General features: G+C 74.4%; 17 protein-coding genes and 3 tRNA genes. 14 read left to right on the top strand and 6 right to left on the bottom strand.

Features of this window, described 5'->3' with window-relative positions; all coding sequences use genetic code 11:
• Window positions 1-126: 126 nt before the first annotated feature.
• The 6 genes from ACN263_RS07255 (at window position 127) to ACN263_RS07230 (ending at window position 8,880) form a co-directional block, all read left to right on the top strand.
• On the top strand, window positions 127-399 hold the full coding sequence (locus tag ACN263_RS07255) for a DUF6458 family protein (protein ID WP_422739040.1): 273 nt from the start codon (window positions 127-129) through the stop codon (window positions 397-399).
• Between the two features lie 99 nt (window positions 400-498).
• Entirely contained in the window at window positions 499-1,233 is a 735-nt protein-coding gene (locus ACN263_RS07250) for a GNAT family N-acetyltransferase (protein ID WP_422739039.1), read from the top strand.
• Window positions 1,234-1,309: 76 nt separating this feature from the next.
• A complete protein-coding gene (locus tag ACN263_RS07245) occupies window positions 1,310-2,242 on the top strand; it encodes an ABC transporter ATP-binding protein (protein WP_422739038.1) in 933 nt (310 codons plus the stop codon).
• Window positions 2,239-2,946 carry an ABC transporter ATP-binding protein gene (locus ACN263_RS07240; protein WP_422739037.1) on the top strand — a complete coding sequence of 236 codons (708 nt, stop codon included), beginning with the start codon at window positions 2,239-2,241 and terminating at the stop codon, window positions 2,944-2,946. The genes ACN263_RS07245 and ACN263_RS07240 overlap by 4 nt, the downstream gene beginning before the upstream one ends.
• Before the next feature lie 7 nt (window positions 2,947-2,953).
• Window positions 2,954-6,127, top strand: coding sequence for an FtsX-like permease family protein (locus tag ACN263_RS07235; RefSeq protein ID WP_422739036.1), 3,174 nt, complete (start codon window positions 2,954-2,956; stop codon window positions 6,125-6,127).
• 5 nt (window positions 6,128-6,132) lie between these two features.
• A complete protein-coding gene (locus ACN263_RS07230) occupies window positions 6,133-8,880 on the top strand; it encodes an FtsX-like permease family protein (RefSeq protein WP_422740623.1) in 2,748 nt (915 codons plus the stop codon).
• Window positions 8,881-8,937: 57 nt separating this feature from the next.
• On the opposite strand, the gene ACN263_RS07225 is transcribed toward ACN263_RS07230, so the two are convergent.
• The 3 genes from ACN263_RS07225 to ACN263_RS07215 form a co-directional block, all read right to left on the bottom strand.
• Window positions 8,938-9,012, bottom strand: a tRNA-Val gene (locus tag ACN263_RS07225).
• A 13-nt stretch (window positions 9,013-9,025) separates the two neighbouring features.
• A tRNA-Cys gene (locus tag ACN263_RS07220) sits at window positions 9,026-9,096 on the bottom strand.
• A 34-nt stretch (window positions 9,097-9,130) separates the two neighbouring features.
• A tRNA-Gly gene (locus tag ACN263_RS07215) sits at window positions 9,131-9,203 on the bottom strand.
• Between the two features lie 345 nt (window positions 9,204-9,548).
• On the opposite strand from ACN263_RS07215, the gene ACN263_RS07210 reads away from it, so the two are divergent.
• A complete protein-coding gene (locus ACN263_RS07210; protein WP_422739035.1) occupies window positions 9,549-10,151 on the top strand; it encodes a TetR/AcrR family transcriptional regulator in 603 nt (200 codons plus the stop codon).
• A 132-nt stretch (window positions 10,152-10,283) separates the two neighbouring features.
• Complete coding sequence (locus ACN263_RS07205) at window positions 10,284-10,865, top strand: TIGR03086 family metal-binding protein (protein WP_422739034.1); 582 nt, start codon at window positions 10,284-10,286, stop codon at window positions 10,863-10,865.
• A gap of 70 nt (window positions 10,866-10,935) precedes the next feature.
• On the opposite strand, the gene ACN263_RS07200 is transcribed toward ACN263_RS07205, so the two are convergent.
• A complete protein-coding gene (locus tag ACN263_RS07200) occupies window positions 10,936-12,069 on the bottom strand; it encodes an alkane 1-monooxygenase (protein WP_422739033.1) in 1,134 nt (377 codons plus the stop codon).
• A 176-nt stretch (window positions 12,070-12,245) separates the two neighbouring features.
• Here ACN263_RS07200 and ACN263_RS07195 point away from each other — a divergent pair, with 176 nt between their 5' ends.
• Window positions 12,246-15,170, top strand: coding sequence for a M36 family metallopeptidase (locus ACN263_RS07195; protein ID WP_422739032.1), 2,925 nt, complete (start codon window positions 12,246-12,248; stop codon window positions 15,168-15,170).
• Between the two features lie 45 nt (window positions 15,171-15,215).
• On the opposite strand, the gene ACN263_RS07190 is transcribed toward ACN263_RS07195, so the two are convergent.
• On the bottom strand, window positions 15,216-16,091 hold the full coding sequence (locus tag ACN263_RS07190) for a hypothetical protein (RefSeq protein ID WP_422739031.1): 876 nt from the start codon (window positions 16,089-16,091) through the stop codon (window positions 15,216-15,218).
• A gap of 171 nt (window positions 16,092-16,262) precedes the next feature.
• Between ACN263_RS07190 and ACN263_RS07185 the strand changes: the two genes are divergently transcribed.
• The 5 genes from ACN263_RS07185 (at window position 16,263) to ACN263_RS07165 (ending at window position 20,789) form a co-directional block, all read left to right on the top strand.
• Window positions 16,263-16,931 carry a class I SAM-dependent methyltransferase gene (locus ACN263_RS07185; RefSeq protein WP_422739030.1) on the top strand — a complete coding sequence of 223 codons (669 nt, stop codon included), beginning with the start codon at window positions 16,263-16,265 and terminating at the stop codon, window positions 16,929-16,931.
• 9 nt (window positions 16,932-16,940) lie between these two features.
• A complete protein-coding gene (locus tag ACN263_RS07180) occupies window positions 16,941-18,119 on the top strand; it encodes a cytochrome P450 (protein WP_422739029.1) in 1,179 nt (392 codons plus the stop codon).
• 35 nt (window positions 18,120-18,154) lie between these two features.
• Window positions 18,155-19,003 carry a polysaccharide deacetylase family protein gene (locus ACN263_RS07175; RefSeq protein ID WP_422739028.1) on the top strand — a complete coding sequence of 283 codons (849 nt, stop codon included), beginning with the start codon at window positions 18,155-18,157 and terminating at the stop codon, window positions 19,001-19,003.
• An 83-nt stretch (window positions 19,004-19,086) separates the two neighbouring features.
• Complete coding sequence (locus ACN263_RS07170; RefSeq protein WP_422739027.1) at window positions 19,087-20,004, top strand: ABC transporter ATP-binding protein; 918 nt, start codon at window positions 19,087-19,089, stop codon at window positions 20,002-20,004.
• Window positions 20,001-20,789, top strand: a complete 789-nt coding sequence (locus ACN263_RS07165) for an ABC transporter permease (protein WP_422739026.1) — start codon at window positions 20,001-20,003, stop codon at window positions 20,787-20,789. Before ACN263_RS07170 ends, ACN263_RS07165 begins: the two co-directional genes overlap by 4 nt.
• A 30-nt stretch (window positions 20,790-20,819) precedes the next feature.
• Here the strand turns inward: ACN263_RS07165 and ACN263_RS07160 are convergent, their stop codons facing one another.
• Complete coding sequence (locus ACN263_RS07160; protein ID WP_422740622.1) at window positions 20,820-21,485, bottom strand: response regulator; 666 nt, start codon at window positions 21,483-21,485, stop codon at window positions 20,820-20,822.
• Window positions 21,486-21,492: the final 7 nt, after the last annotated feature.

The following is a 21,492-nucleotide window of genomic DNA, read 5'->3' as shown; positions in this document are numbered from 1 at the left end:
ACGGACCAGACTCTACCCGATGCCAAGATCGGCCGGCGCGGCACCCTCGGGCGACCGCGATTGCGCTGCTCGACGGCGGGGTACTGAGGAACCTCGACAGCGCACCACACCCCTAAGGAGGCTGTCGTGGGTATCGGCACCAGCATTTTCCTGATCGCGCTCGGCGCGATTCTCACCTTCGCCCTCGACGCGAGCGTCGGCGGCATCAACCTCGACGTGGTCGGCTGGATCCTGATGGGCGCCGGCGTCCTCGGTCTGATCATGACCACGCTGATCTGGGGTCGCCGCCGCCAGGCGGCTCCCGTCGCCACCGAGCAGCCGGTGGAGTACCGCCGGGTCGAGGAGCCGGTGGAGTACCGCCGGGTCGAGGAGCGGCGGGACATCGCCCCGCCGCTGTGACGCGCTCGGATGGACGGGCCGGCGATCTCCTGGAAGGATGCCGGCCCGTCCCGTTTGCGCTGGTGAGGCCGTACCCGAGCCCGCGTTACGATCCAGCCCATGGAGTCGCTCGACACGGTGCTGGCCGCCCACCGGTCGTACCTGTTCGGTTGGAACATCGGCGCGGACGGTGACCCGAGCCTGCCGACCTACCGCAGTGAGGTGCCGCACGCCACCCTCAACGGCGTGCTGCGGGTGGCCGGGCCCACGCCCGCCGAGGCGCTGGCCGAGGCCCGGCGACGGCTGCGGGGCGTACCCCGAATCTGGTGGGTCGGACCGGACAGCGACGCCGGCACCGCCGACGGCCTGGTCGCCCTCGGGGCGACCGAGGTCGCCCGCATGCCGATCATGACGATGGCGCTCGCCGCGACGGCCGGGACCCCGACGCCCGCCGGTGTGCGGATCAGCGAGACCGACGATCTGGACGCCTTCGTCGCGGCCTACGCCCGGGTGTCCGGCATCCCTCCGGCGGGTGTCCCGGCGACGGTCGAACGGGAGAAGGCGTTCGATGGCGACGGCACGGTGATCCGGCTGGCCGGTCGCCGCGCCGACGGCCGGATCGTCGGCACCGCCGTCGCCTGGCTCAGCCACGGTCTGGTCACGCTCTACTTCGTGGGTACGCAGCCCGAGCAGCGCCGACAGGGCATCGGCGCGGCCATCACCCGGGCCGCGCTCGACCTGGCCCGGGAGCGGGGCGCCCACACGGCCGCCCTCACCTCCTCCCCCATGGCCGAGGCGATCTACCGCCGGCTCGGCTTCCGGCCGGTCGGCGAGTTCCGGCTGCTGACCTTCTGACCACTCAGTCGGTCCGAGCCAGAAAAGCCGCCCGGGGGCATGGTCAACGAGGCCGCCGGTTGCGAGACTGCTGGGAATGTCCACCACCCCGCTGTCCCTGCCGCAGCAATCCGCGCGGGCGCCCGAGTTCGGCCGGGACGCGCTCATCGTCTGCGAGAACCTGGTCCGGATCTACCAGACCGGTTCGATCGAGGTGCAGGCACTTCAAGGGCTGGACCTGGCGGTGGAGAGCGGCGAGTTGGTCGCCGTCGTCGGCGCCTCCGGGTCGGGAAAGTCGACGCTGCTCTCCATCCTGGCCGGCATCGACGCCCCGACCGCCGGGCGGGTCCGGGTCGACAGGTGGAACCTGCTGTCGATGTCCCGCGCGGACCGGGTGGACTACCGCCGGCACACCGTCGGGTTCGTCCGCCAGCAGACGGCGAGCAACCTGATCCCGTACCTGACCGCACGGGAGATGGTGGACCTGCCGATGACGGCGGCCCGGACCGCGAAGAAGGAGCGGCGGGAGCGCGCGGCCGAACTACTGGACAGCCTCGGCGTCGCCGACTGCGCCGATCGACGGCCCGGGCAACTCTCCGGCGGGCAGCAGATGCGGGTGGCGATCGCGGTGGCGCTGGCCAACCAGCCCCGGGTCCTGCTCGCCGACGAGCCGACCGGCGAGTTGGACGCGGCCACCTCCGCCGAGGTCTTCGGGGTGCTGCGGGACGTCAACCGGCGGTACGGCGTCACCATCGTCGTGGTCACCCACGACCCGGAGGTCAGCGGCCAGGTCGAGCGAACCGTCGCGATCCGGGACGGTCGCACCAGCAGCGAGGTGCTGCGCCGGGCCACCACCGACGCGGAGGGCGACACCCACATGATCGCGGAGGAGTACGCCGTGATGGACCGGGCCGGACGGGTCCAGGTGCCCCGCGAGTTCCGCGAGGCGCTGGCGCTGACCCGCCGGGTCCGGCTGGCCCTGGAACCCGACCACATCACGATCCGCTCCGACTCGCGCAGCGGCGAATGAGCGCGCCACTGCTGCGCGTGCGGGACGTGCACCGCAGCTTCCGCACCGGACCGACCGTCGTGCACGCCCTGCGCGGCGTGTCGTTCGAGGTCGCCTCCGGCTCCATGGTGGCGCTCGTCGGCCGGTCCGGCTCGGGCAAGACCACCCTGCTCAACGTGATCGGCGGCCTGGACCGCCCGGACGGCGGGACCGTGCACGTCGACGGCACCGACGTCACCGCGCTCGACGAGGACGGCCTGTCCCGGCTGCGGCGCGAGAAGGTGTCGTACGTCTTCCAGAGCTTCGGGCTGATCCCGGTGCTGTCGGCCGCCGAGAACGTCGCCGCGCCGCTGCGGCTGGCCCGCGTCGCCCCGACCGAGCGCGAGCAGCGGGTCGAGTTGCTGCTGGAACTCGTCGGCCTGGCCGACCACGCCCAGCAGCGGCCGACCGAACTGTCCGGCGGCCAGCAGCAGCGGGTGGCGATCGCCCGCGCGCTGGCCGCCTCGCCCCGGCTGCTGCTCGCCGACGAACCCACCGGCCAACTGGACGCCGAGACGGGCCTGTCGGTGATGGCACTCCTGCGCGGGGTGGCGGAGTCCGAAGGCGTCACCGTCCTGGTGTCGACACACGACGCGGTGATGATGGCCCTGGCCGACCGGGTGATCCGCATCCACGACGGACACCTCGACGAACAGCCGACCGAGCCGGTGCGGGACGTCGGGTGACGCGACGATGCTGAGGCTCGTACGCCGACGTGCCCGCGCGCAGTGGCCGTTGCTGGCCGCCCTGCTCGGGGTCGTCACGGTCGGCGCGACCCTGCTGGGAACCTGCACCCTGCTGGTCACCCGCAGCGCCGAGCGGGCGCTGGAGGTGGCGCTGGCCCGCGCCGAACCCGCCGCCGTCGACGCGACCGTCTACGCCGGCACCGTCGAGGGCCCCGACACGTCGTCCGTCGTCACCGACACCCGCGCCGGCCTGACCTCCGCGCTCGCGCCGTTCCCGGTGACCACCACCGCGCGGGCGTCGACGGTGCTGCGGGCCCTGCCGCCGACGCTCGCCCCGGGCACCACGGTCGGCGCCCAGGCGTACCTGTCCGGCCTCGACGACCTGCCGACCCGGACCGAGCTGGTCACCGGACACTGGCCGGAGCGCCCCGGAGACGCGGTGCTCCTGGAGTCCACCGCCCAACTGCTCGGCCTCATCCCCGGTAGCCGGGTACGCCTCGGCGCCGAACTGGCCCACCCGCCCGTCCCGGCCATCGACGTGACCGTCGTCGGTGTCGTACGCCCGCTGGCCGGGCGCGGTTGGGACCGCGACCCGCTGGCAGCGGCCGGTTCCGCCACCGGCTACCGGGACGGTCGCTACATGCAGCCGGTCAACGCGTACGGCCCGTTCCTCGTCGACCTCGCCGACCTGGTCACCACCGGCGCCACCGTGGACCGTCTGGAGGTCACCGCCCACCCGGACCTGACCCACGCCAGTCGCCGGGACCTGGACACCGTGGCCGGGGGCATCCGCGACGCGGACCGCCGGTTGGCGGGCACCCTCGGCGACCGCGTCCAGGCGGCCCGGGTCGCCACCGACCTGTCGCTGACCCTGCGGTCGGCCGACGAGCAACGGCGCGTGACCGCCGCCGTCGTGCTCGCGATCGCCGTCCTCGGCGGTGTCCTGGCCGCGACGGCGCTCGTCCTCGCCGGCCGCCTGACCGCCGGCATCCGCGCCGACGAGACCGCCCTGCGGTCCGCGCTGGGTGCCAGCCGTCGACAACTCGCCGGCACCGCGACACTCGAGGCCGGGCTCGTCGCCGCCGTCGCCGTCGCCATCGCGATACCGGCCTCGTCGGCCCTGCACGCCGCGCTGACCCACCTGCCGCCGCTGGACGACGCCGGCCTGACCGTCCGGGCGACCATCACCGGCACCCAGGTCCTCGCGGTCGCCGGGGCCGCGCTGGTGCTCGCCACCGTTCTCACCGTCCTGGCGATCCGTCCGGCCCCGGCGGCCGGCGAGCGGCGCACCCGCCGCGAGCTACTGGCCCGATCCGGCGTCGACCTGCTGCTCGCGGCGTTCGCCGCCGTCGGGTGGTGGCAGTTGTACGCGCAGCCCACCACCGCGAGCCCACGCGCCGACGCGGTCCGGGTGCTCGCTCCGGCGCTGCTGCTCACCGCCGGTGCCGCGTTGGCGCTCCGGGTGGTACTGCCCGCCCTACGCGCCGCCGACCGACTGGCGTACCGCGCCCGTGGGCTGGCGCTTTCGCTGGCGGTCGCCGAGAGCGCCCGCCGACCCCAGGCGGTCGCCGCCGGTCTGCTCGTCGGGCTGGCCTGCGCGGCCGGAACCTTCGGCCTGGCCTTCGACACCACCTGGCACCAGTCGCAACGCGACCAGGCAGCGCTCGCCGTCGGCACCGACCTGGCGCTCACCCTCGGCACGTCGCCCGTCACCGGCGAGGGCGCGGTCGTCAGCGCGGCCACCGCGGGGGCGGTGAGTCCGGTCCTCGACCGTGGCACCGCCGTCGGTCAGTGGCTCGGGACGTCCGGCGAAGCGCCGCGCCTGGTCGCCGTCGACACCACCCGTGCCGACGCGCTGCTGCGCGGGCGGCTGGACGGTGACCGCGGCTGGGCGGACGTGGGCACCGCACTGGCCCCACGCACCCGGGTCACCGGCCTCGACGTGCCGGCCAATGCCCCGCTCGTGCTCAGCGGCACCGCGGCCGGCGACGTCCCGCTCGCCGTGACGCCCCGGCTGCTGCTGCAGGACGGCACCGGCCTGCGTACGTCCTGCACCGGTCCCGCCGTACCGCTCGACGGCCGGGAGGTGCGGCTGCCCGCCTGCGCGACCGCCGACGGGCTGCGCCTCGTCGCAGTCGCCCTGCCCGTCACCGCCGACACCGACGACGAACCCGTGGCCGCAGCCGGGCCGGTGGCCGTAGCCGTGACGCTCACCGTGCCGGCGGCGCCGTCCACCGACGGATCGGACTGGACCGCCACCTCCGCGCCGCCGGTGCCGACCAAGCTGAGCGACCTGGACGTCCGGTTGTCCGCCACACCGACCGGGACCGCGCTGCGGATGGCCGCGAACGTCGAACTCGGCGGCGCCGACGACGCCGCCCGGACCCTGGTCGTCAGCGCCTTCCCGGACCCCGGTCCGGTGCCGGTCGCCGTCTCCGAGCGCTTCGCCGGCGAGGTCGGTGTGCACCGCGGCAGCGAGCTCAGCGTCACGGTCGGCACCACGCCCGTCCCGATCGTCGTCACCCAGGTCGTGCCGGCCGTACCCTCCGCACCCGGGGCCGTCGCCGTCCTGGCCGACCTGGACGTGCTGTCCCGGGCGCGGGTCGTCACCGGGGACCTGACGTTCCCGGTCGACGCCTGGTGGGTCGGCCACCCGGCCGGCCCCGACGCCGCCGAGCGTGCCGCCGACCTGCACCTGGGCAGCATCACGACCCGCGAGGCGGAGACCACCCGCCTCGTCGGCGGCCCGCTGCGCGCCGCCCTGCCCGGCGCGCTCCGACTCGTCGTACCGGCCGCGGCCCTGCTGCTGCTCGTCGGTGTCGTCCTGCACGTCACCTGCGACCTCCAGCTCCGCGCCGTCGAGGTGGCCCGGCTGCGCGGCCTCGGGATGTCCCGGCGCGACATTCGGGCGGTGCTGCTCGGCCAGCACGTCGGCGTTCTGCTGCCGCTGCTCGCGGCGGGTGCGGCCGTCGGCGCGCTCGCCACCCTTCTCGTCGCTCCCCTGCTCGTACGCTCCGACACCGGCGCCGCGCCCGTCCCCGCCGCCCAGCCCCACTGGCCGTGGCCGGCCGAGGCCGCACTGCTCGCGGTACTGCTGGCCGGATGTCTGCTGGCGGTCACCATCGTGGTCGGCATCCAGGCCCGCCGGGCCGACGCCGCGCACCTGCGGGTGGCGCCGTGACGCAGATGACCCGCCGGTTACCCGCACCGCACTGGCCCAGCGTCCGGGGCCGCGGCCGGGCCGACGCCGGACCCCTGCTGCTCACCGCGGCCGTCATCGCCGCCGTCGCGCTGCTCGCCGGGGCCGTACCGGTGCTGCTCCGCGCCGCCGCCGACCAGACCGTCCAGGACACCGTCCGCCACGCCGGCCACGACGCGAACGTCATCGCCCACGCCGACTGGGAACGCGACGACGGTCCGACCGGCGGGCGGGTGCGCATGGCCGACCTCGCCAAGGGCGTCGACGACTTCCGTGTCCGGGCGACGTACGCGCTCGGGCCCGACCTGGACGACGCGCTGCTCGCGCCCATCGCCGTCGTCGACGGCCCGGTCCTGACCGTCACCGAGGGCAATGCCCCGCGTACCTTCCAGTTCAGCTACCTGGCCGACGACGCCGGCGGCCCGGAGGTCACCTGGATCGCCGGGAACGCCCCCGCCGCCGCCGTCCCGGACGAGTACGTCGAGGCCCCCTACCAGGGGCCGCCCTGGCCGGTGCAGGTCGGCATCTCCGAGACGGACGCCGCCGCGCTCGGCCTCGGTCCCGGCGATCGGATCCCGGCCAAGGACAGCCGGGGGCGCGGCAAGGACCTGCGGATCAGCGGGATCTGGCGACCCACGGACGCGTCCGATCCCGCCTGGCGACTCGCCCCGGCGCTGCTGCGCCCCCTGCCCGGCGCCGACGGCGTGGGGATCACCCGATTCGCCGGCCTGCTGTCGCGCGGTTCGTTGCCGGACGCCCGGCTCGCCGTCGACGAGGACCAACTGCGGCGCGCGGTCCACTTCGCCCCCGACCCCGACGCACTCACCTGGGGCAGCAGCGCGACCCTGGTCGACCGGGTGGTCACGCTGAAGGCGGCGTCCGGCTCGTCCGGCGCGCGCGACGACTCTCTGAAGTGGGAGTCGCAGCTCGACGCCACCCTGCGCGCGACCCGTACCCGGGTCAACGCCGTCGCCGCGCAGGCGGCCGTGCTGCTCACGGGTGTGCTGACCGCCGCGGTCCTGGTGCTGCTGCTCGCCGCCGACCTGCTGGTCCGCCGCCGTACCCCGGCGTTGAGCGCCGCCCGGCAACGCGGGGCGGCGCTGGGCGACCTCGGTACGGAACTGGCCGTCGAGTCCACAGTGGTGTCGCTGTCCGGCGCTGTCGTCGGACTCGTGCTCGCCCGGACGGTGGCTCCGGGCGTCTCCTGGACCTGGACCGTCCCGGTGGTCCTGGCCGGCGCCGCCGCCGGGCCGGCGTTCGGCATCCTCGCCGCCGCTCGCGCCAGCCGCGACCGCCGGCAGCCCGCCAACCGGTCCGCCCGACGCTGGATCCGGACCACCGGCCAGCTGCGCCGGGTCGTCGTGGAGGCCGCTGTCCTGATCGCCGCGGTCGCCGCCCTCGTCACGCTGCACCAGCGCGGACTCCTGCCGACCACCTCCGACGGCGACATGGCTGAGCCGACCGGCGACGTGATCCTGCCGGTCAGCGCCGTCGCGCTGGGCGCGCTGGTGGGCGCGCTCGTCCTGATCCGACTGCTGCCCCTCGGGGCACGGCTCGCGCTCCGGCAGGCCCTGCGCTCGCGCCGCCCGCTGGCCGTGTTCGGCGCCGCCCGGGCGGCCACGACGGCCGGGCGCGCACTGCCGCTGCTGGTGCTGGTGTGCGCCACGGCGCTCGCGTCGTTCGCGCTCATCCTGGGCGCCACGGTCAACCGGGGCCTGGCCGACGGCGCGTGGGGTGCCGTCGGCGCCGACGCCCGCCTCGACGTCGCCGGGGACGCCGAGACCGCCACGCCCACCGTCGCCGCGCACATCGCCGCCGCGCCCGGGGTACGGCAGGTCGTGGTCGCGCAGGTCACCGACTCGGCGCGGATCTTCACCGACTCGACGCCGCTCACGCCCCGCCTGGTCATCGTGGACGCCGCCGCGTTCCAGCGCCTGTTGGCCAGCACCCCGCTGCCCGACGCGCCGGCCCTGGCCCGGCTCACCACCCCCGGTCCCCGTCCCGGGGAGGTCCCCGCGCTGGTCCGGTCGGGCGACGGCGAACTGCGGACCGGCACGAGGTTGCAGCTACCCCGGGACGACGCCCCGACGATCCACCTCGTCGCGGTCGGTGCCGCGCCCTCGGTCGACGGTGCCGGTGACGTCGTCATCGTGGACGCCGGGGCGCTCGCCGACGCCGGGCTGCCCGCCGTTCCGAACACGGTCTGGGTGACCGGTCCCGGCGCGGCGCGGGCGGTCACCAACAGCGGTGTCGCCTCCGACGTCGTGGTGCGGGCGGACGTGCTGCGGGCGCAGCGGGTGGCTCCGCTGACCGCAGGGCTCCTCCGGCTGGCGTGGGCCGCCGCCGCGGTGCTGCTGGCGCTGGGGCTGCTCGGCCTCGCGCTCGCCGCCGCAGCGGGGGCGGGGGAACGGTGGCAGACCCTGACCCGGCTGCGGACCCTCGGCCTGCGGCCACGCGACGCGCGCTGGGTGGCCGCCGGAGAGCTGCTGCCGCCGGTGGTGGTCGTCGCGGTGTGCGGTCCACTCCTCGGTGCCCTGCTGGCACGCCTAACGCTCGGCCCACTCGACCTGCGGCTGCTCACCGGTCAGGCCGGCGACCCGGGGGCGGTCCTGCCGTGGTGGCTGCTCGCGATGGTGGGGGTGGCGCTGCTGGCGGCCGCCGCCACCGTCGTACCCGTCGAATCGACGCTGCGACGACGCGACCGGTTGAGCGAGGTGCTCCGCGCCGGTGAGTAGTGGTAAGCGTTGAGGCCCGCCACCGGATCCGGTGGCGGGCCTCAACACTTGTCCAGCTGGTGGGCGATACTGGGTTTGAACCAGTGACCTCTTCCGTGTCAAGGAAGCGCGCTCCCACTGCGCCAATCGCCCGTGCTTGTTGCCGAGGTGGGGACGGGATTTGAACCCGCGTGGACGGCTTTGCAGGCCGTTGCCTCGCCTCTCGGCCACCCCACCGAGGTTGCCCCCGTCACGCGTGGCGGCAGCTCCGAGCGGACGACGGGATTCGAACCCGCGACCCTCACCTTGGCAAGGTGATGCGCTACCAGCTGCGCTACGTCCGCACGCCCCCGGCTTTCCCGGGTGACGGATGAGAACTTTAGCCGAGCCGGGGAACGACTGCCAAATCGGGGTCCGTGTCGGCGCGTCCCTCCTGCCCGATCCGGTGCCGAGGAAGCGCTCGCGGCAGAGGTCGCAGAACCGCCCGGTACGGGGAGGTCGGCACCACCCGGGGCGGGCTTCCTAGTCAGCTGACCTGGTGTCTCAATTGACGTCCGACGGTCACACTCCGGCATCAGGTGAACGAGCCACCGCATCCCCGGAAAGTGTCCATCTTCCGACTCTTACCCCACGAATCGGACGGTAGCGGTAACTGTTCGTGTTCGGATCGATGGGCTACGGTAACGGTCGTGACGAGACGTGCGGCCGAGATCCGCCTGGATGCCCTGCTGCGCACCGCCTGCGACGTGATCGTGGAGCGCGGTCTGGCCAACACCCGGACGGCCGACGTGGCGCAGGCGGCCGGGGTGAGCCAGGCACTGGTGTTCTACCACTTCGCCACGAAGGAGCGGTTGCTCGCGCAGGCCTTCGCGTACGCCGTCGAGCAGGATCTGGCCCGCCTGGACGCGGTCACCCGCTCCTCGGCGCCGCCGCTGACGAAGCTCCGCCGGATCCTCAAGCTCTACACCCCGGCCGGTCGGGCCACCTCCTGGTCGATGTGGATCGACGGCTGGTCCGAGTCGCTGCGTACTCCCGAACTGGAGAAGGTGTCCCGCCGGCTCGACCTGCGGTGGCGGCAGGACCTCGCCGCGGTGATCTCCACCGGGGTCGCCGACGGCACCTTCCAGTGCGCCGACCCGGACGGGGCCGCCTGGCGGATCAGCGCCGTGATGGACGGCCTCGCCGTGCAGCTCGCGGTGCACGACCGGGTCATCTCCCGGCGACAGTTCGGGGAGTGGGTACGCCTGGTCACCGCCCGCGAGCTGGGCCTGGATCCGGCCGACCTGGACTAGGGCCGGCGTCAAAAAGCCCCTGGCCGGCCGCCGGGGGCCAGGACTTTGAACACCCCCGGGCAACCGACCGCGCCGGACACCGGGCCGGGCAAAACGGCTCCGGCAGGCGCGCCGAAGTGAACAATCGACGGCATGGATCTGCTGGAGGCGTACCGCCGGAGCCTGGCCGAGTTCGTCGACCGGGTGGACCAGATCGGGCCCGGCCAGTGGTCCGCGGAGACACCCTGTCCCGGCTGGGACGTCCGCACCCTGGTCAACCACGTGGTCGGCGAGGACCGGTGGAGCGTTCCGCTGCTCGCCGGCCGCACCATCGACGAGGTCGGCGACCGCTTCGAGGGTGACCAGCTCGGCGACGACCCGGTCACGACGACCCGGGAGGCGGCCGCGCAGGCCGAGATCGCCGTCACCCACCCCGGCACGATCGACCGCACCGTGCACCTGTCGGCCGGTGAGACCCCGGCCGCCGAGTACGTCAGCCAGCTCCTCGCCGAACACCTGATACACGGCTGGGACCTGGCGGTGGCGATCGGCGCCGACCCACGGTTCGACCCGGACGCGGTGCACGTGTGCGCCCGGTGGTTCGCCGGCCGGGTCGACGACTATCGGCGCGACAAGCTGGTCCGGGACGAGGCGCGGGTGCCCGCCGACGCCGACGAGCAGGACCACCTGCTGGCCGCCTTCGGCCGCGACCCGGACTGGGCGCCCGGCGAGTGAGCCGCGACCCGGACTGAGCATCCGGCGACCGAGCCGCCACCGCCGGGAACTGCGCCCGGCGACCGAGCCGTCAGCGCCGGGGTCGGGTGTTGGCCAACCCTCGGTCGCCGCCGTAGTGGGCGAGCACCCGGTGGTCCATCACCCGCCGCCACAGCGGTGGGAGCAGCGCCACCACCACCATCGTCGCGTACCCGGCGGGCAACTGCGGTGAGCTGTCGAAGCTGCGCAGCGTCTGGTACCGGCGCAGCGGGTTCGCGTGATGGTCGCTGTGCCGCTGGAGTTGGAAGAGGAAGACGTTGGTGACCGTGCGGTCGCTGTTCCAACTGTGCCGGGCGTCGACCTTCTCGTAGCGTCCGGTGGCGGTGCGCTGCCGGGCCAGCCCGTAGTGCTCCAGGTAGTTGACGACCTCCAGCAGGGAGAACCCGACCACCGCCTGCAGCACCAGGAAGGGCAGCACCGCCGGGCCGAAGAGCACGGCCAGCGCCGCGTAGAGCGCCACGGTCATCGCCCAGGCGTTGAGCACGTCGTTGCGGTACGTCCAGGGGGTCCGGCCCCGGAGGCGGAACCGGGCGGTCTCCAGCCGCCAGGCCGAGCGGAGGCTGCCGAGGACGGTACGCGGCCAGAACGCCCAGAAGCTCTCCCCCAGCCGCGAGCTGGCCGGATCCTCCGGCGTGGCGACCCGGACGTGGTGGCCGCGGTTGTGCTCGACGTAGAAGTGTCCGTACCCGGCCGGCGCGAGGGCCACCTTGGACAGCCACCGCTCCACCCGCTCGCGCTTGTGGCCCAGCTCGTGTGCGGTGTTGATGGCGATGCCGTTGACCACTCCGACGGTGGCCACCAGGCCGGCGGCACCGACGACCGAGAGGCCGCCCTGGGTCCACACCGCGCAGCAGGCCACCAGGGCCGCGTACTGCGCCGGCAGGTAGAGGTAGGTCAGCCAGCGGTAGTAGCCGTCCGCGGCGAGCCGGGGCACCGCCTCCTCGGGCGGGTTGCGCCGGTCGTCACCGATGAGCAGGTCGATCACCGGGATCAGGCCGAACACGACGACCGGGGTGAGCCACCACGCCCAGGCACCGCCGGTGGTCCGCCAGAGCGCGAGACCGGCGAAGGGTAGCGCCGGCACCAGCAGCGCGAGCGGCCAGAGGGGTTTGCGCCCATCCCGCCAGGCGACGGGCTGGACGGTCGGATCGATGTCGACGGCCATGGATCGACTGTGACACCCGTCACCGCCTTTTACAAGAGGAAGCATTTTGTAAAGTCGACGGATCTCGATCGGGACCTTGCCGCTTCCTCGATCGGCTGATATCCACATATGCGCATGCGTCACCGCGCATCGCCGGTCGGCAGCCGCCGACCATCCCGCTCCCACGAGGAGGTTCCGTGCCACAACCGGAGTGGTCACCCTCGATGAGCCGGCGTCGACGCCGGCTCATCGCCGTCCTGGCGACGACCGCGACCCTCGCCGCGCTGTTACCCACCGGCACGAGCAACGCCGCACCCGCCACCGCCGCCGCCGAGCGCTCGTCCGGGCCGTTCGCCGAGGGGCACCAGCCCGCCGACCTCGACAACCGCACCGGTACGGCGGCACCCGACGCCCGCCAGCGCGGCCTGGCCCGCGCCGCCGACCCGGACGCGCGGTGGAACCGGCTCGGCACGCCGCAGGCGCTCGGCCCCGGTCGTACCCCGCTCGCCACCGGGCTGCCCACCGACCCGGAGGCCGCCGCGCGCGCCTACCTGGCCGCGAACCGCGACCTGTACGGCATGGACGCCGCGACGGTCGCCCGCCTGGACCGGGTGCTGGTCCGGCCGATCGGCAGCGGCACGGTGGTGACCCTGCGGCAGCGCTTCGGCGACCTGCCGGCCGGTCACGACGGCCTGGTCACGCTCGCGGTCAGCGGCGGCTCGGTGCTCGCGGTCAACTCCTCGCTGGCCCGGGACACCCGCGCGCCCGCGCCGGCGACCCGCACCGCCGAGCAGGCGTACGCCGACGCGCTCGCCGACGCCGGGCTGAGCCCGGCAGCGGTGGCCAGCCACTCCGTGCGGGCCGTGGCCGTGCCCACCCCGCTCGACGGGCCCCGGGCCGCCTACGAGGTGACCCTGATCGGCGCGGACACCGACCACCCGGCGGCGTTCACCAGCTACGTGGACGGCAGCACCGGGAAGGTGCTGATCCGCGAGGACCTGGTCGACTTCGACTCGGACAACCCGAGCTGGGCGGTCTTCCCGGCCACCCCGCCCCGGGACCTCGCCGCCGGCCAGGACCCCCGGGTGCGCTGGTGCGGCGATCCGGCCCCGGACTGCCAGGCGGCGTTCCGCGACCCGGCCACCGGGCAGCCGTGGGACGTCGACGCGGCCACCGGCACACCCACCTTCACCTCGCGCGGCAACTCGGCGAACACCGTGCTCTCCTGGGGCAACAACACCCCGGTGGTGCCGGCGACCCCCAGCGCGGACCGCCGCTACGAGTACCCGTTCACCGACCAGTGGCACCAGGCGAGGTGCAACCCGGAGGTGTTCACGTCCGCACAGCGCAACGACGCGGACCCGGCGATCGCCAACCTCTTCGCCATGCACAACCGGATGCACGACTGGGCGTACCAGCTCGGCTTCACCGAGTCGGCGTGGAACCTCCAGGCGGTCAACCTCACCCCGTCCGGCCTGGGCGGCGACGCCGAGCAGGGCCGCGCCCAGCAGGGCGCGCTGACCGGCAACCGCAACAACGCCAACCAGGGCACCCCGCGCGACGGTCTGCCGCCGACCACCAACATGTACCTGTGGCAGCCGCAGGCCGGTGGCCCGTACCCGCCGTGCGTCGACGGCGACTACGACATGACGGTGATCGGCCACGAGTACACCCACGCCATCACCAACCGGATGATCGCCGGCCCGGACAGCGGGATCAGCGGCCACCAGGGCGGGGCGATGGGCGAGTCGTGGGGCGACCTGATGGCCGCCGAGTACCTCTTCCAGAACGGGCTGCGCGCCCCCGGCGAGTCGCCGTTCGTCACCGGCGGCTACGTCACCGGCAACCTGGTCAGCGGCATCCGCAACTACGACCTGAGCCGTAGCCCGCTGAACTACTCGGACATCGGCTACAACACCGCCGGTCCGGCGGTGCACGCCGACGGGGAGATCTGGGGGGCCACCAACTACCGGGTACGCGCCGCGCTGGTCAAGCGGTACGGCCTGGGCACCCCGCAGCGACAGCGGGAGTGCGCGCAGGGCGCCGTGCCGGCCGACAGGTGCCCGGGCAACCGGCGCTGGTCCCAACTGGTCTTCGACTCGTTCCTGCTCCAGGCGGCCAGCCAGGTCAGCATGCTCGACATGCGGGACAACATGCTCACCGCCGACCTGCTGCGCTTCGGCGGCGCGAACCAGGACCTGATCTGGGCCGAGTTCGCCCGCTCCGGGATGGGTCGGGACGCCGCCACCAACGGCGCCGCGGACACCGACCCGACGCCGAGCTTCGCCTCGCCCCGGGGCGGCAACGCGACGTTGACCCTGCGCCCGCGCGGGGACAGCGCCGACGCCCCGATCCGGGTCTACGTCGGGCACTACGAGGCGCGGGCGGTCCCGATCGCCGACACCGACCCGGCGACGCCGATCCCGGACACGGTGGAGCTGGTCGCCGGCGCGTACGACCTGCTGGCCGTCGCGCCCGGCTTCGGGCACCAGCGGCTCAGCGTGGTCGCCGACGCCGGCAAGAACGGCTACGTGGACCTGCGGCTGAGCCGCAACCTCGCGTCCACGGCCTCCGGCGCGACGATCAGCGGCGACGGGGTCAACCTGGACCGGGTCGCCGACGACACCGAGGCGACGAACTGGGCCGCGCTGGACGGGGTGGCCGGCAAGCAGCTCACCGTGGCGCTGGCCGGGGACGCCCCGCAGGTGGTCAAGCGGGTGAACGTCAGCGCGATGCTGCGACCCGCGATCGTCGGGGACGCCGACACCGGCAGTCAGAACGCGCTCAGCGCGCTGCGCTCGTTCGCCGTGTCCGCCTGCGACGCGACCACCACCGACTGCGCCGACCCGGCGCGCTGGCGGCGCATCTACACCAGCGCGGCCGACGCGTTCCCCGGCGGGGCGTACCGGGCGTACAGCCGCGACATCAACCTGCGCACGTTCGCGGTGCCCACCACCCTCGCCACCCACCTGCGGCTGGAGGTGCTGACCAGCCAGTGCACCGGCGGCCCGCAGTACGCCGGTGAGCAGGACGACGACCCGGCCACGACGACCGACTGCGCCACGGCCAGCCCGGCCCGGGCACAGGTCAGGATCGCCGAGTTCCAGGCGTTCGCGAAGTAGATCCGTCGGGGCCGGCGGGCGACCGCCGGCCCCGACAACCCCCGATCAGCGGCGTGCCGGGTGCCAGCGCCCGGTCGGCGCGGGCCGCTCCCAGAGCCGGTCCACCGGCGGGTCCTCGGCCTCGGCCTCGTCCTCGTCCTTCGCGGCGCGGGTCAGGTGGCGCAGTCGCAGCAGCAGGCCCACCCCGAGCGAGAGCAGCAACCCGCCGAGCAGGAACGCCGCCTGCACCACACCGAACCCCCCGGTCTGCGCGACCGGACGGCCGGCCGGCGGTGGCGCCGCGTCGACCGGCTGGTCCGCGATCGCCTCCTCGGTCGGTGCGCTCTCCTCCGACGCCGGCTCGCTCGGCGGGTCGCTCGGCAGCGCCGGAGTCGGGCTCGGCGTCGGCGTCGGCGTACGGGTTCCGGTGCCACCCGCTCCCAGCACCGACCGGGTGGCCGTCTGGCGGGCCAGCAGGCGCAGGTTGGCGTCGTACGCCTCGGCGGCGAGGGTGACCCGCCCCTGGCTGACGTCCTCGGCGAAGGCCACCCGGTAGCGGGCGGTCACCGTACGGCCCGGGCAGAGGGTGCCCGGGTCGAGTTGCCGGTCGGTCAACCGGGCCACATCACCCTCGGTCCGGATCTCCACCGGGAAGTCGCCGTTCTCCTCCACCCGGTCCATCTTCACCTGGTCGAGGCGGATGCCCTGCACCCGCAGCACCATCGACCAGCGCACCTTCACGCACCCACCGCGCCGGTCCGTCTGCGAGACCACCGCGGAGATCGTGCGCACCGCCTCGCCGGCGGTGAACCGGGCCGGCAGGCCGCTCATCTCGGTGGCGAACGCCGCCTGCGCCGGTGCCGCCAGGGTGAGCACCACCCCGGCCACGCCGGCAACCAACGCCCCGAGCCGCAGCGCGTACCGCCACACGATCACCACCACCTCACTCCTTCTCGTCCCCGTAAGGAAACGCTAGGAGGAAGCGGACGGATCACACAGACGGGTGTCTTCGCACCGGACGCCAAGCGCGAGGGGTCATTTCACCGACAGTGGTGAACCGGTCACCACTCCCCCACGACACGCCGCGTGTCGGGCCACTGGGAGAATCACCAGGTGTCCGAGCTCTCCAGCACGTTCGTCCGGCTGCACGCCCGGCTGACCCCGGTCGCCTTCGTCCCCGAGGTGCACCTGCACCAGGCGGACGAGCCGATCGGGCTCTGGGAGCTGACCGAGGGGCAGTTCTCCAGCGACCGGCCGCCGCCGTTCTGGGCGTTCGCCTGGGCCGGCGGGCAGGCGCTGGCCCGCTACGTCACCGACCATCCGGAGCTGGTCGCCGGCCGGCGGGTGCTCGACCTCGCCTCCGGCTCCGGCCTGGTGGCCATCGCCGCCGCCCGGGCCGGCGCGGCGTCCGTGCGGGCCGTCGAGGTGGACGAACTGGCGGTCGCGGCCGTCGCGCTCAATGCCGAGGCCAACGGGGTACGCGTCGACGCCGAGCTCGGAGACATCCTCGACGGCGACGCGGGCGACGCCGAGGTGGTGCTCGCCGGAGACGTCTTCTACAGCGACGCGATGGCCCGACGGGTGCTGCGGTTCCTGCTGCGCGCCACCCGGGCCGGGGCGCCGGCGCTGGTCGGTGACCCGGGCCGGGCGTTCCTGCCCCGGGACCGCTTCGACGAGCTGGCCAGCTACGACGTACCGGTGCCGGAGGCGCTGGAGAGCGTGCGGGTGAAGCGCACCACCGTCTGGCGGTTGCGTCCCGGCCTGCCGGGGGCCGCCAGCTAGCGTGGCGGCGTGCTCTTCTCCGGCTGGGCGTCCGCGGTCGAGGCACCCTGGCCGGACGTCGCCGAGGTGACCGACCACGTCGGCGTACGCCACCTCGTCGTCACCCGGCACGCGCTGGTCCGCCAGGTCCTCGCCGACCCGCGGCGCTACCGGCCGGACAACGCCCTGGACGCGGTGACCCCAATGCCGGTGACCGCGCTGCGGGTGCTCGCCGGGCACCGGTTCCGGCTGCCGCCGACCCTGGCGAACAACTCCGGCCACAGCCATCCGCAGATCCGGGGCATCGTGGCGGACGCGCTGCACCCCGCGAAGGTGGCCGCCCAGCGCCCCTGGCTCACCGCCCTGGTCCGGGAGCGGGTCACCCGGCTCCGCGCCGGCCTCGACGCCGGCGCGTCGGTGGACCTGTACGCGGACCTCGCCGCCGACCTGCCCCTGCTGGTGCTGGCCCGGCTGGTCGACCTGCCGGACGCCCCGGTCGGCGCGGTCAAGGAGTTCGCCCGGGCGGCACTGGAGCTGTTCTGGGCGCCGCTGGACGACGACCGGCAGGTGGCGCTCGCCGCCGAGGTGGGCCGCTTCCACCGCGTGCTGCGGGAGTTCGCGGCCACCGGCGGTGGACTGGCCGCCGAGCTGCGCGCCGCCGGGCACCCGCCCGACGTGGTGGTCGGCGCGCTCTTCTTCCTGCTGGTCGCCGGCCAGGAGACCACCTCGCAGTTCCTCACCCTGCTGCTGCACCGGCTGGCCGGCGAACCGGCGGTACGCGCCGCGCTGCGCGCCGGCGACGTCGCGGTGGCCGATGTCGTGGAGGAGGGCCTGCGCCTCGAACCCCCCATCGTCACCTGGCGGCGCGTCGCGGCGGCGGACGGCACCCTCGGCGGCACCGACGTGCCGGCGGGCACCAGCATCGTGCTGTGGCTGGCCCGCGCCGGGCGCGATCCGGCGGTCGTCGGCGCGCCGGACGAGTTCGTCCCCGGGCAGCGCGGGTCGCGGCGGCACCTGGCGTTCGGGGCGGGTGCGCACCGGTGCGTCGGCGACGTGCTGGCCCGGATGGAGGCGGCCGTGGTGGTGGCCGAGGCGACGCCGCTGCTCGACGGGGTGACGGTGGTCCGGCCGCCGTGGTGCCCGGACAACCTCACCTTCCGGATGCCGGACGCCTTCGTGGTGCGCCGACCATCGGGCGAACCGGGCTGACCGGATCCTGACATTCGGCCGGTATGTTTCCGGGCGTGTCCGCCACCCCCACCCGTCGGATCATCGCCGCCACAACGCTTCTGGCCCTGCTGGCGCTGAGTGCCTGCGCAGCCGGACCCGCGTTCCACGCCCGGCAGGTCGCGGCGCAACCGAGCCCGTCCGCCTCGCCGTCCGCGTCACCGTCGCCCTCCGCGTCACCGTCGCCGACCGCCCGGCCCACGCCCGGAAGCCTCGACTGGTACGTGTCGCAGGCACCGACCTTCCCCGAGGCGCCGCCGCCGCAACCGGTGCCGCTGCCGGTGACCGGCCCGATCCCGTTCTGGCACCGCCTGCCGACCGACCAGAAGGTCGCCTTCATCACCATCGACGACGGCGGGCTGGCCCGACCGCCCGCGGTGGCCGACTTCATCTGGCGCGCGCACATCCCGGTCACGATGTTCCTGAACTCGCCGGCCGCCGAGGAGCACGACGAATACTTCCGCCAGATCCAGGTCGCCGGCGGGGTCGTCGAGAACCACACCATCCGGCACAACTCCCTCGCCGGCCGGTCGTACGACTACCAGAAGCAGGAGATCTGCGGCGCGGCGGACAAGCTCGAGACACTGTTCGGCAAGCGGGCGACCCTGTTCCGCCCGCCGTTCGGCGAGTACGACAGCACCACGCTGGCGGCCGCCCGGGACTGCGGCGCGAAGGCGGTCCTGCACTGGTCCGAGACGGTCCACGAGGGCAAGGTGCGCTACCAGACCCCGGAGAAGGTGGTCCAACCCGGCGACGTGCTGCTGATGCACTTCCGGCCGGCGCTGATGGACGACCTGCTGGCCGCGTTGAAGGCCATCCACCGGGCCGGACTCACCCCGGCGCTGCTGGAGGACTACATCCGCTGACCCGCAAGGGCTGACGAAAGTCAGTGCCGGTCGGTGCCGTTCGGGCGCGGCGGGCCGCGCCGACCGACGCCTAGCGTCAACGCATGATCACATTACGTGGGTTGACGAAACGGTTCGGGGCGACCGTCGCGGTCGACGCCCTGACCGTCGACGTCGCGCCCGGCCGGGTCACCGGCTTCCTCGGCCCCAACGGCGCCGGCAAGTCCACCACCATGCGGATGATCCTCGGCCTGGACCGGCCCACCGCCGGGCAGGCGCTCGTCGCCGGCCGGTCGTACCGGGAGCTGCGGCGACCGTTGCACGAGGTGGGTGCCCTCCTCGACGCTCGGGCCCTGCACCCGACCCGGTCCGGGCGGGCGCACCTGCTGGCCATGGCTCGCAGCAACGGCATCCCCGCCCGCCGGGTCGACGAGGTGCTCGACACCGTGGGGCTGGACGGGCGGGCGGCCGGCAAGCCGGGCCGCGCCCTCTCCCTGGGCATGGCGCAGCGGCTCGGCATCGCCGGAGCGCTGCTCGGCGACCCGCCGGTGCTGATGTTCGACGAGCCGGTGAACGGCCTCGACCCGGACGGGGTGCGCTGGGTACGGCAGCTCATGCGCTCCCTCGCCGGGCAGGGCCGGACGGTCTTCGTGTCCAGCCACCTGATGAGCGAGATGCAGCTCACCGCCGACCAACTCGTGGTGATCGGTCGGGGACGACTGCTCGCCGACGCCCCGGTCGGCGACGTCATCGCGGGCAGCGGGGTCGCCGTACGGGTCCGTAGCCCGCACCGCGAAGGGCTCGCCACCCTCGCCGCGCGGCTCACCGCGACCGGCGGCGTCGTCGAGGAGGCCGGACCGGACGAGCTGACCGTCACCGGCGCCACGGTGGACCGGATCGGCGACCTCGCGTACGAGCTGGGGGTGCGGTTGCACGAGCTGAGCCCGCACGGCGCCTCGCTGGAGCAGGCGTTCATGGAGTTGACCGCCGACAGTGTCGAGTACGCCGGGGGTGCCGCATGAGCACGCAGGCCGCCACGCCCACCCGTCCCTTCCGCGGTGCGCTGGCCGCCGAGTGGAGCAAGCTGTTCTCGGTCCGCAGCACCTGGTGGACGCTGCTGGCCGGGCTGCTCGTGATGGCCGCGAGCGCCGGACAGTTGGCCATCTACGCGGCGAACGCCAACACCAACGACGACCCGGCCGACGACCTCGGCGTCGTCACCGCCGGCACCGTGCTGATCGACGCGATCGAGCTGACCCAGTACGCCGTGCTGGCGGTGGGCCTGCTCGCCATCACCACCGAGTTCACCAGCGGCACCATCTCCACGACCCTGCAGTGCACCCCGGCCCGCGGTCGGGTGCTGCTGGCCAAGGCCGTGGTGGCCGGCGCCGTCACCTTCGCCCTCGGGCTGCTGCTCGGCGTTGTCGGCGTCCTCGTCGCCCGCCCGGTGCTCGGCGACTGGGGCAGCGCGCCGACCGCCGACACGATCGGCGACATCGTGGCGGTGGCGACCTACCTGGCCCTGGTCGGCGTCCTCGCGCTCGGCCTCGGTGCGGCACTGCGCAGCGCCGTACTCACGATCATCGTGCTCTTCGCCACCCTGATGATCGTGCCGCTGTCGCTCCAGGAGCCGGACATCACCGTCCTGAACCGGATCGCCGACGTGTTTCCCGGCGTGGCCGGCGGGCACTTCCTCGCCGGGGACACCGACCCGTACCCGAGTGTGGTCGGGTTGCTGCTGCTCGCCGGCTGGGCGGGCGCCGCGCTGCTGCTCGGCCGCGCCATGCTGCGCCGCCGGGACGCCTGACACGGTGAGCGGGGGCCCGCCGGCCCCCGCTCACCGCTCGACCAGACCCGCCTCGTAGGCGAGGATCGCCGCCTGCACCCGGTTGCGCACCGCCAGTCGGGTGAAGATGCTCGTCAGGTAGCTCTTCACGGTGCCCTCCACCAGGTGCAGCCGGCGAGCGATCTCCGCGTTGGACAGACCCGCGCCGACCAGCGCCAGCACCTCGCGTTCCCGCTCGGTCAGCCCGGCCGTCCGATCCCGCGCGGCGGGACGGCGCGCCAACCGGCCGGCGCCCAGCTCGATCACCCGACGCGCCACCCGTGGCGACAGGTACGCCCCGCCGTCGGCGACCGCGTGCACCCCGGCGATCAGCTCCCGCGGGTCACCGGCCTTGAGCAGGAACCCGCTCGCGCCGTGCCCGAGCGCCCGGGCCACGTGGTCGTCCTCTCCGAAGGTGGTCAACATGACCGTCGCCGTGGCCGGCGCCAACCGGTGGATCTCGGCCGCCGCGGCCAGGCCGTCCAGCCGGGGCATCCGGATGTCCAGCAACGCCACCTGCGGTCGGTGCGCGCGGACCAACTCCACCGCCGCCCGCCCGTCGCCGGCCTCGGCGACCACCTCGATACCCGGATCGGCCGCGAGGATGGCCCGCACCCCGGCCCGGATCATCGCCTCGTCGTCGGCCAGGACCACCCGGACGGGCGCGGCCGGGGCCATGTCGGTG

The organism is Micromonospora sp. WMMD729, assembly GCF_049315225.1.
Lineage (GTDB): Bacteria > Actinomycetota > Actinomycetes > Mycobacteriales > Micromonosporaceae > Micromonospora.
This window is presented reverse-complemented; position numbering and strand designations above follow the sequence as displayed.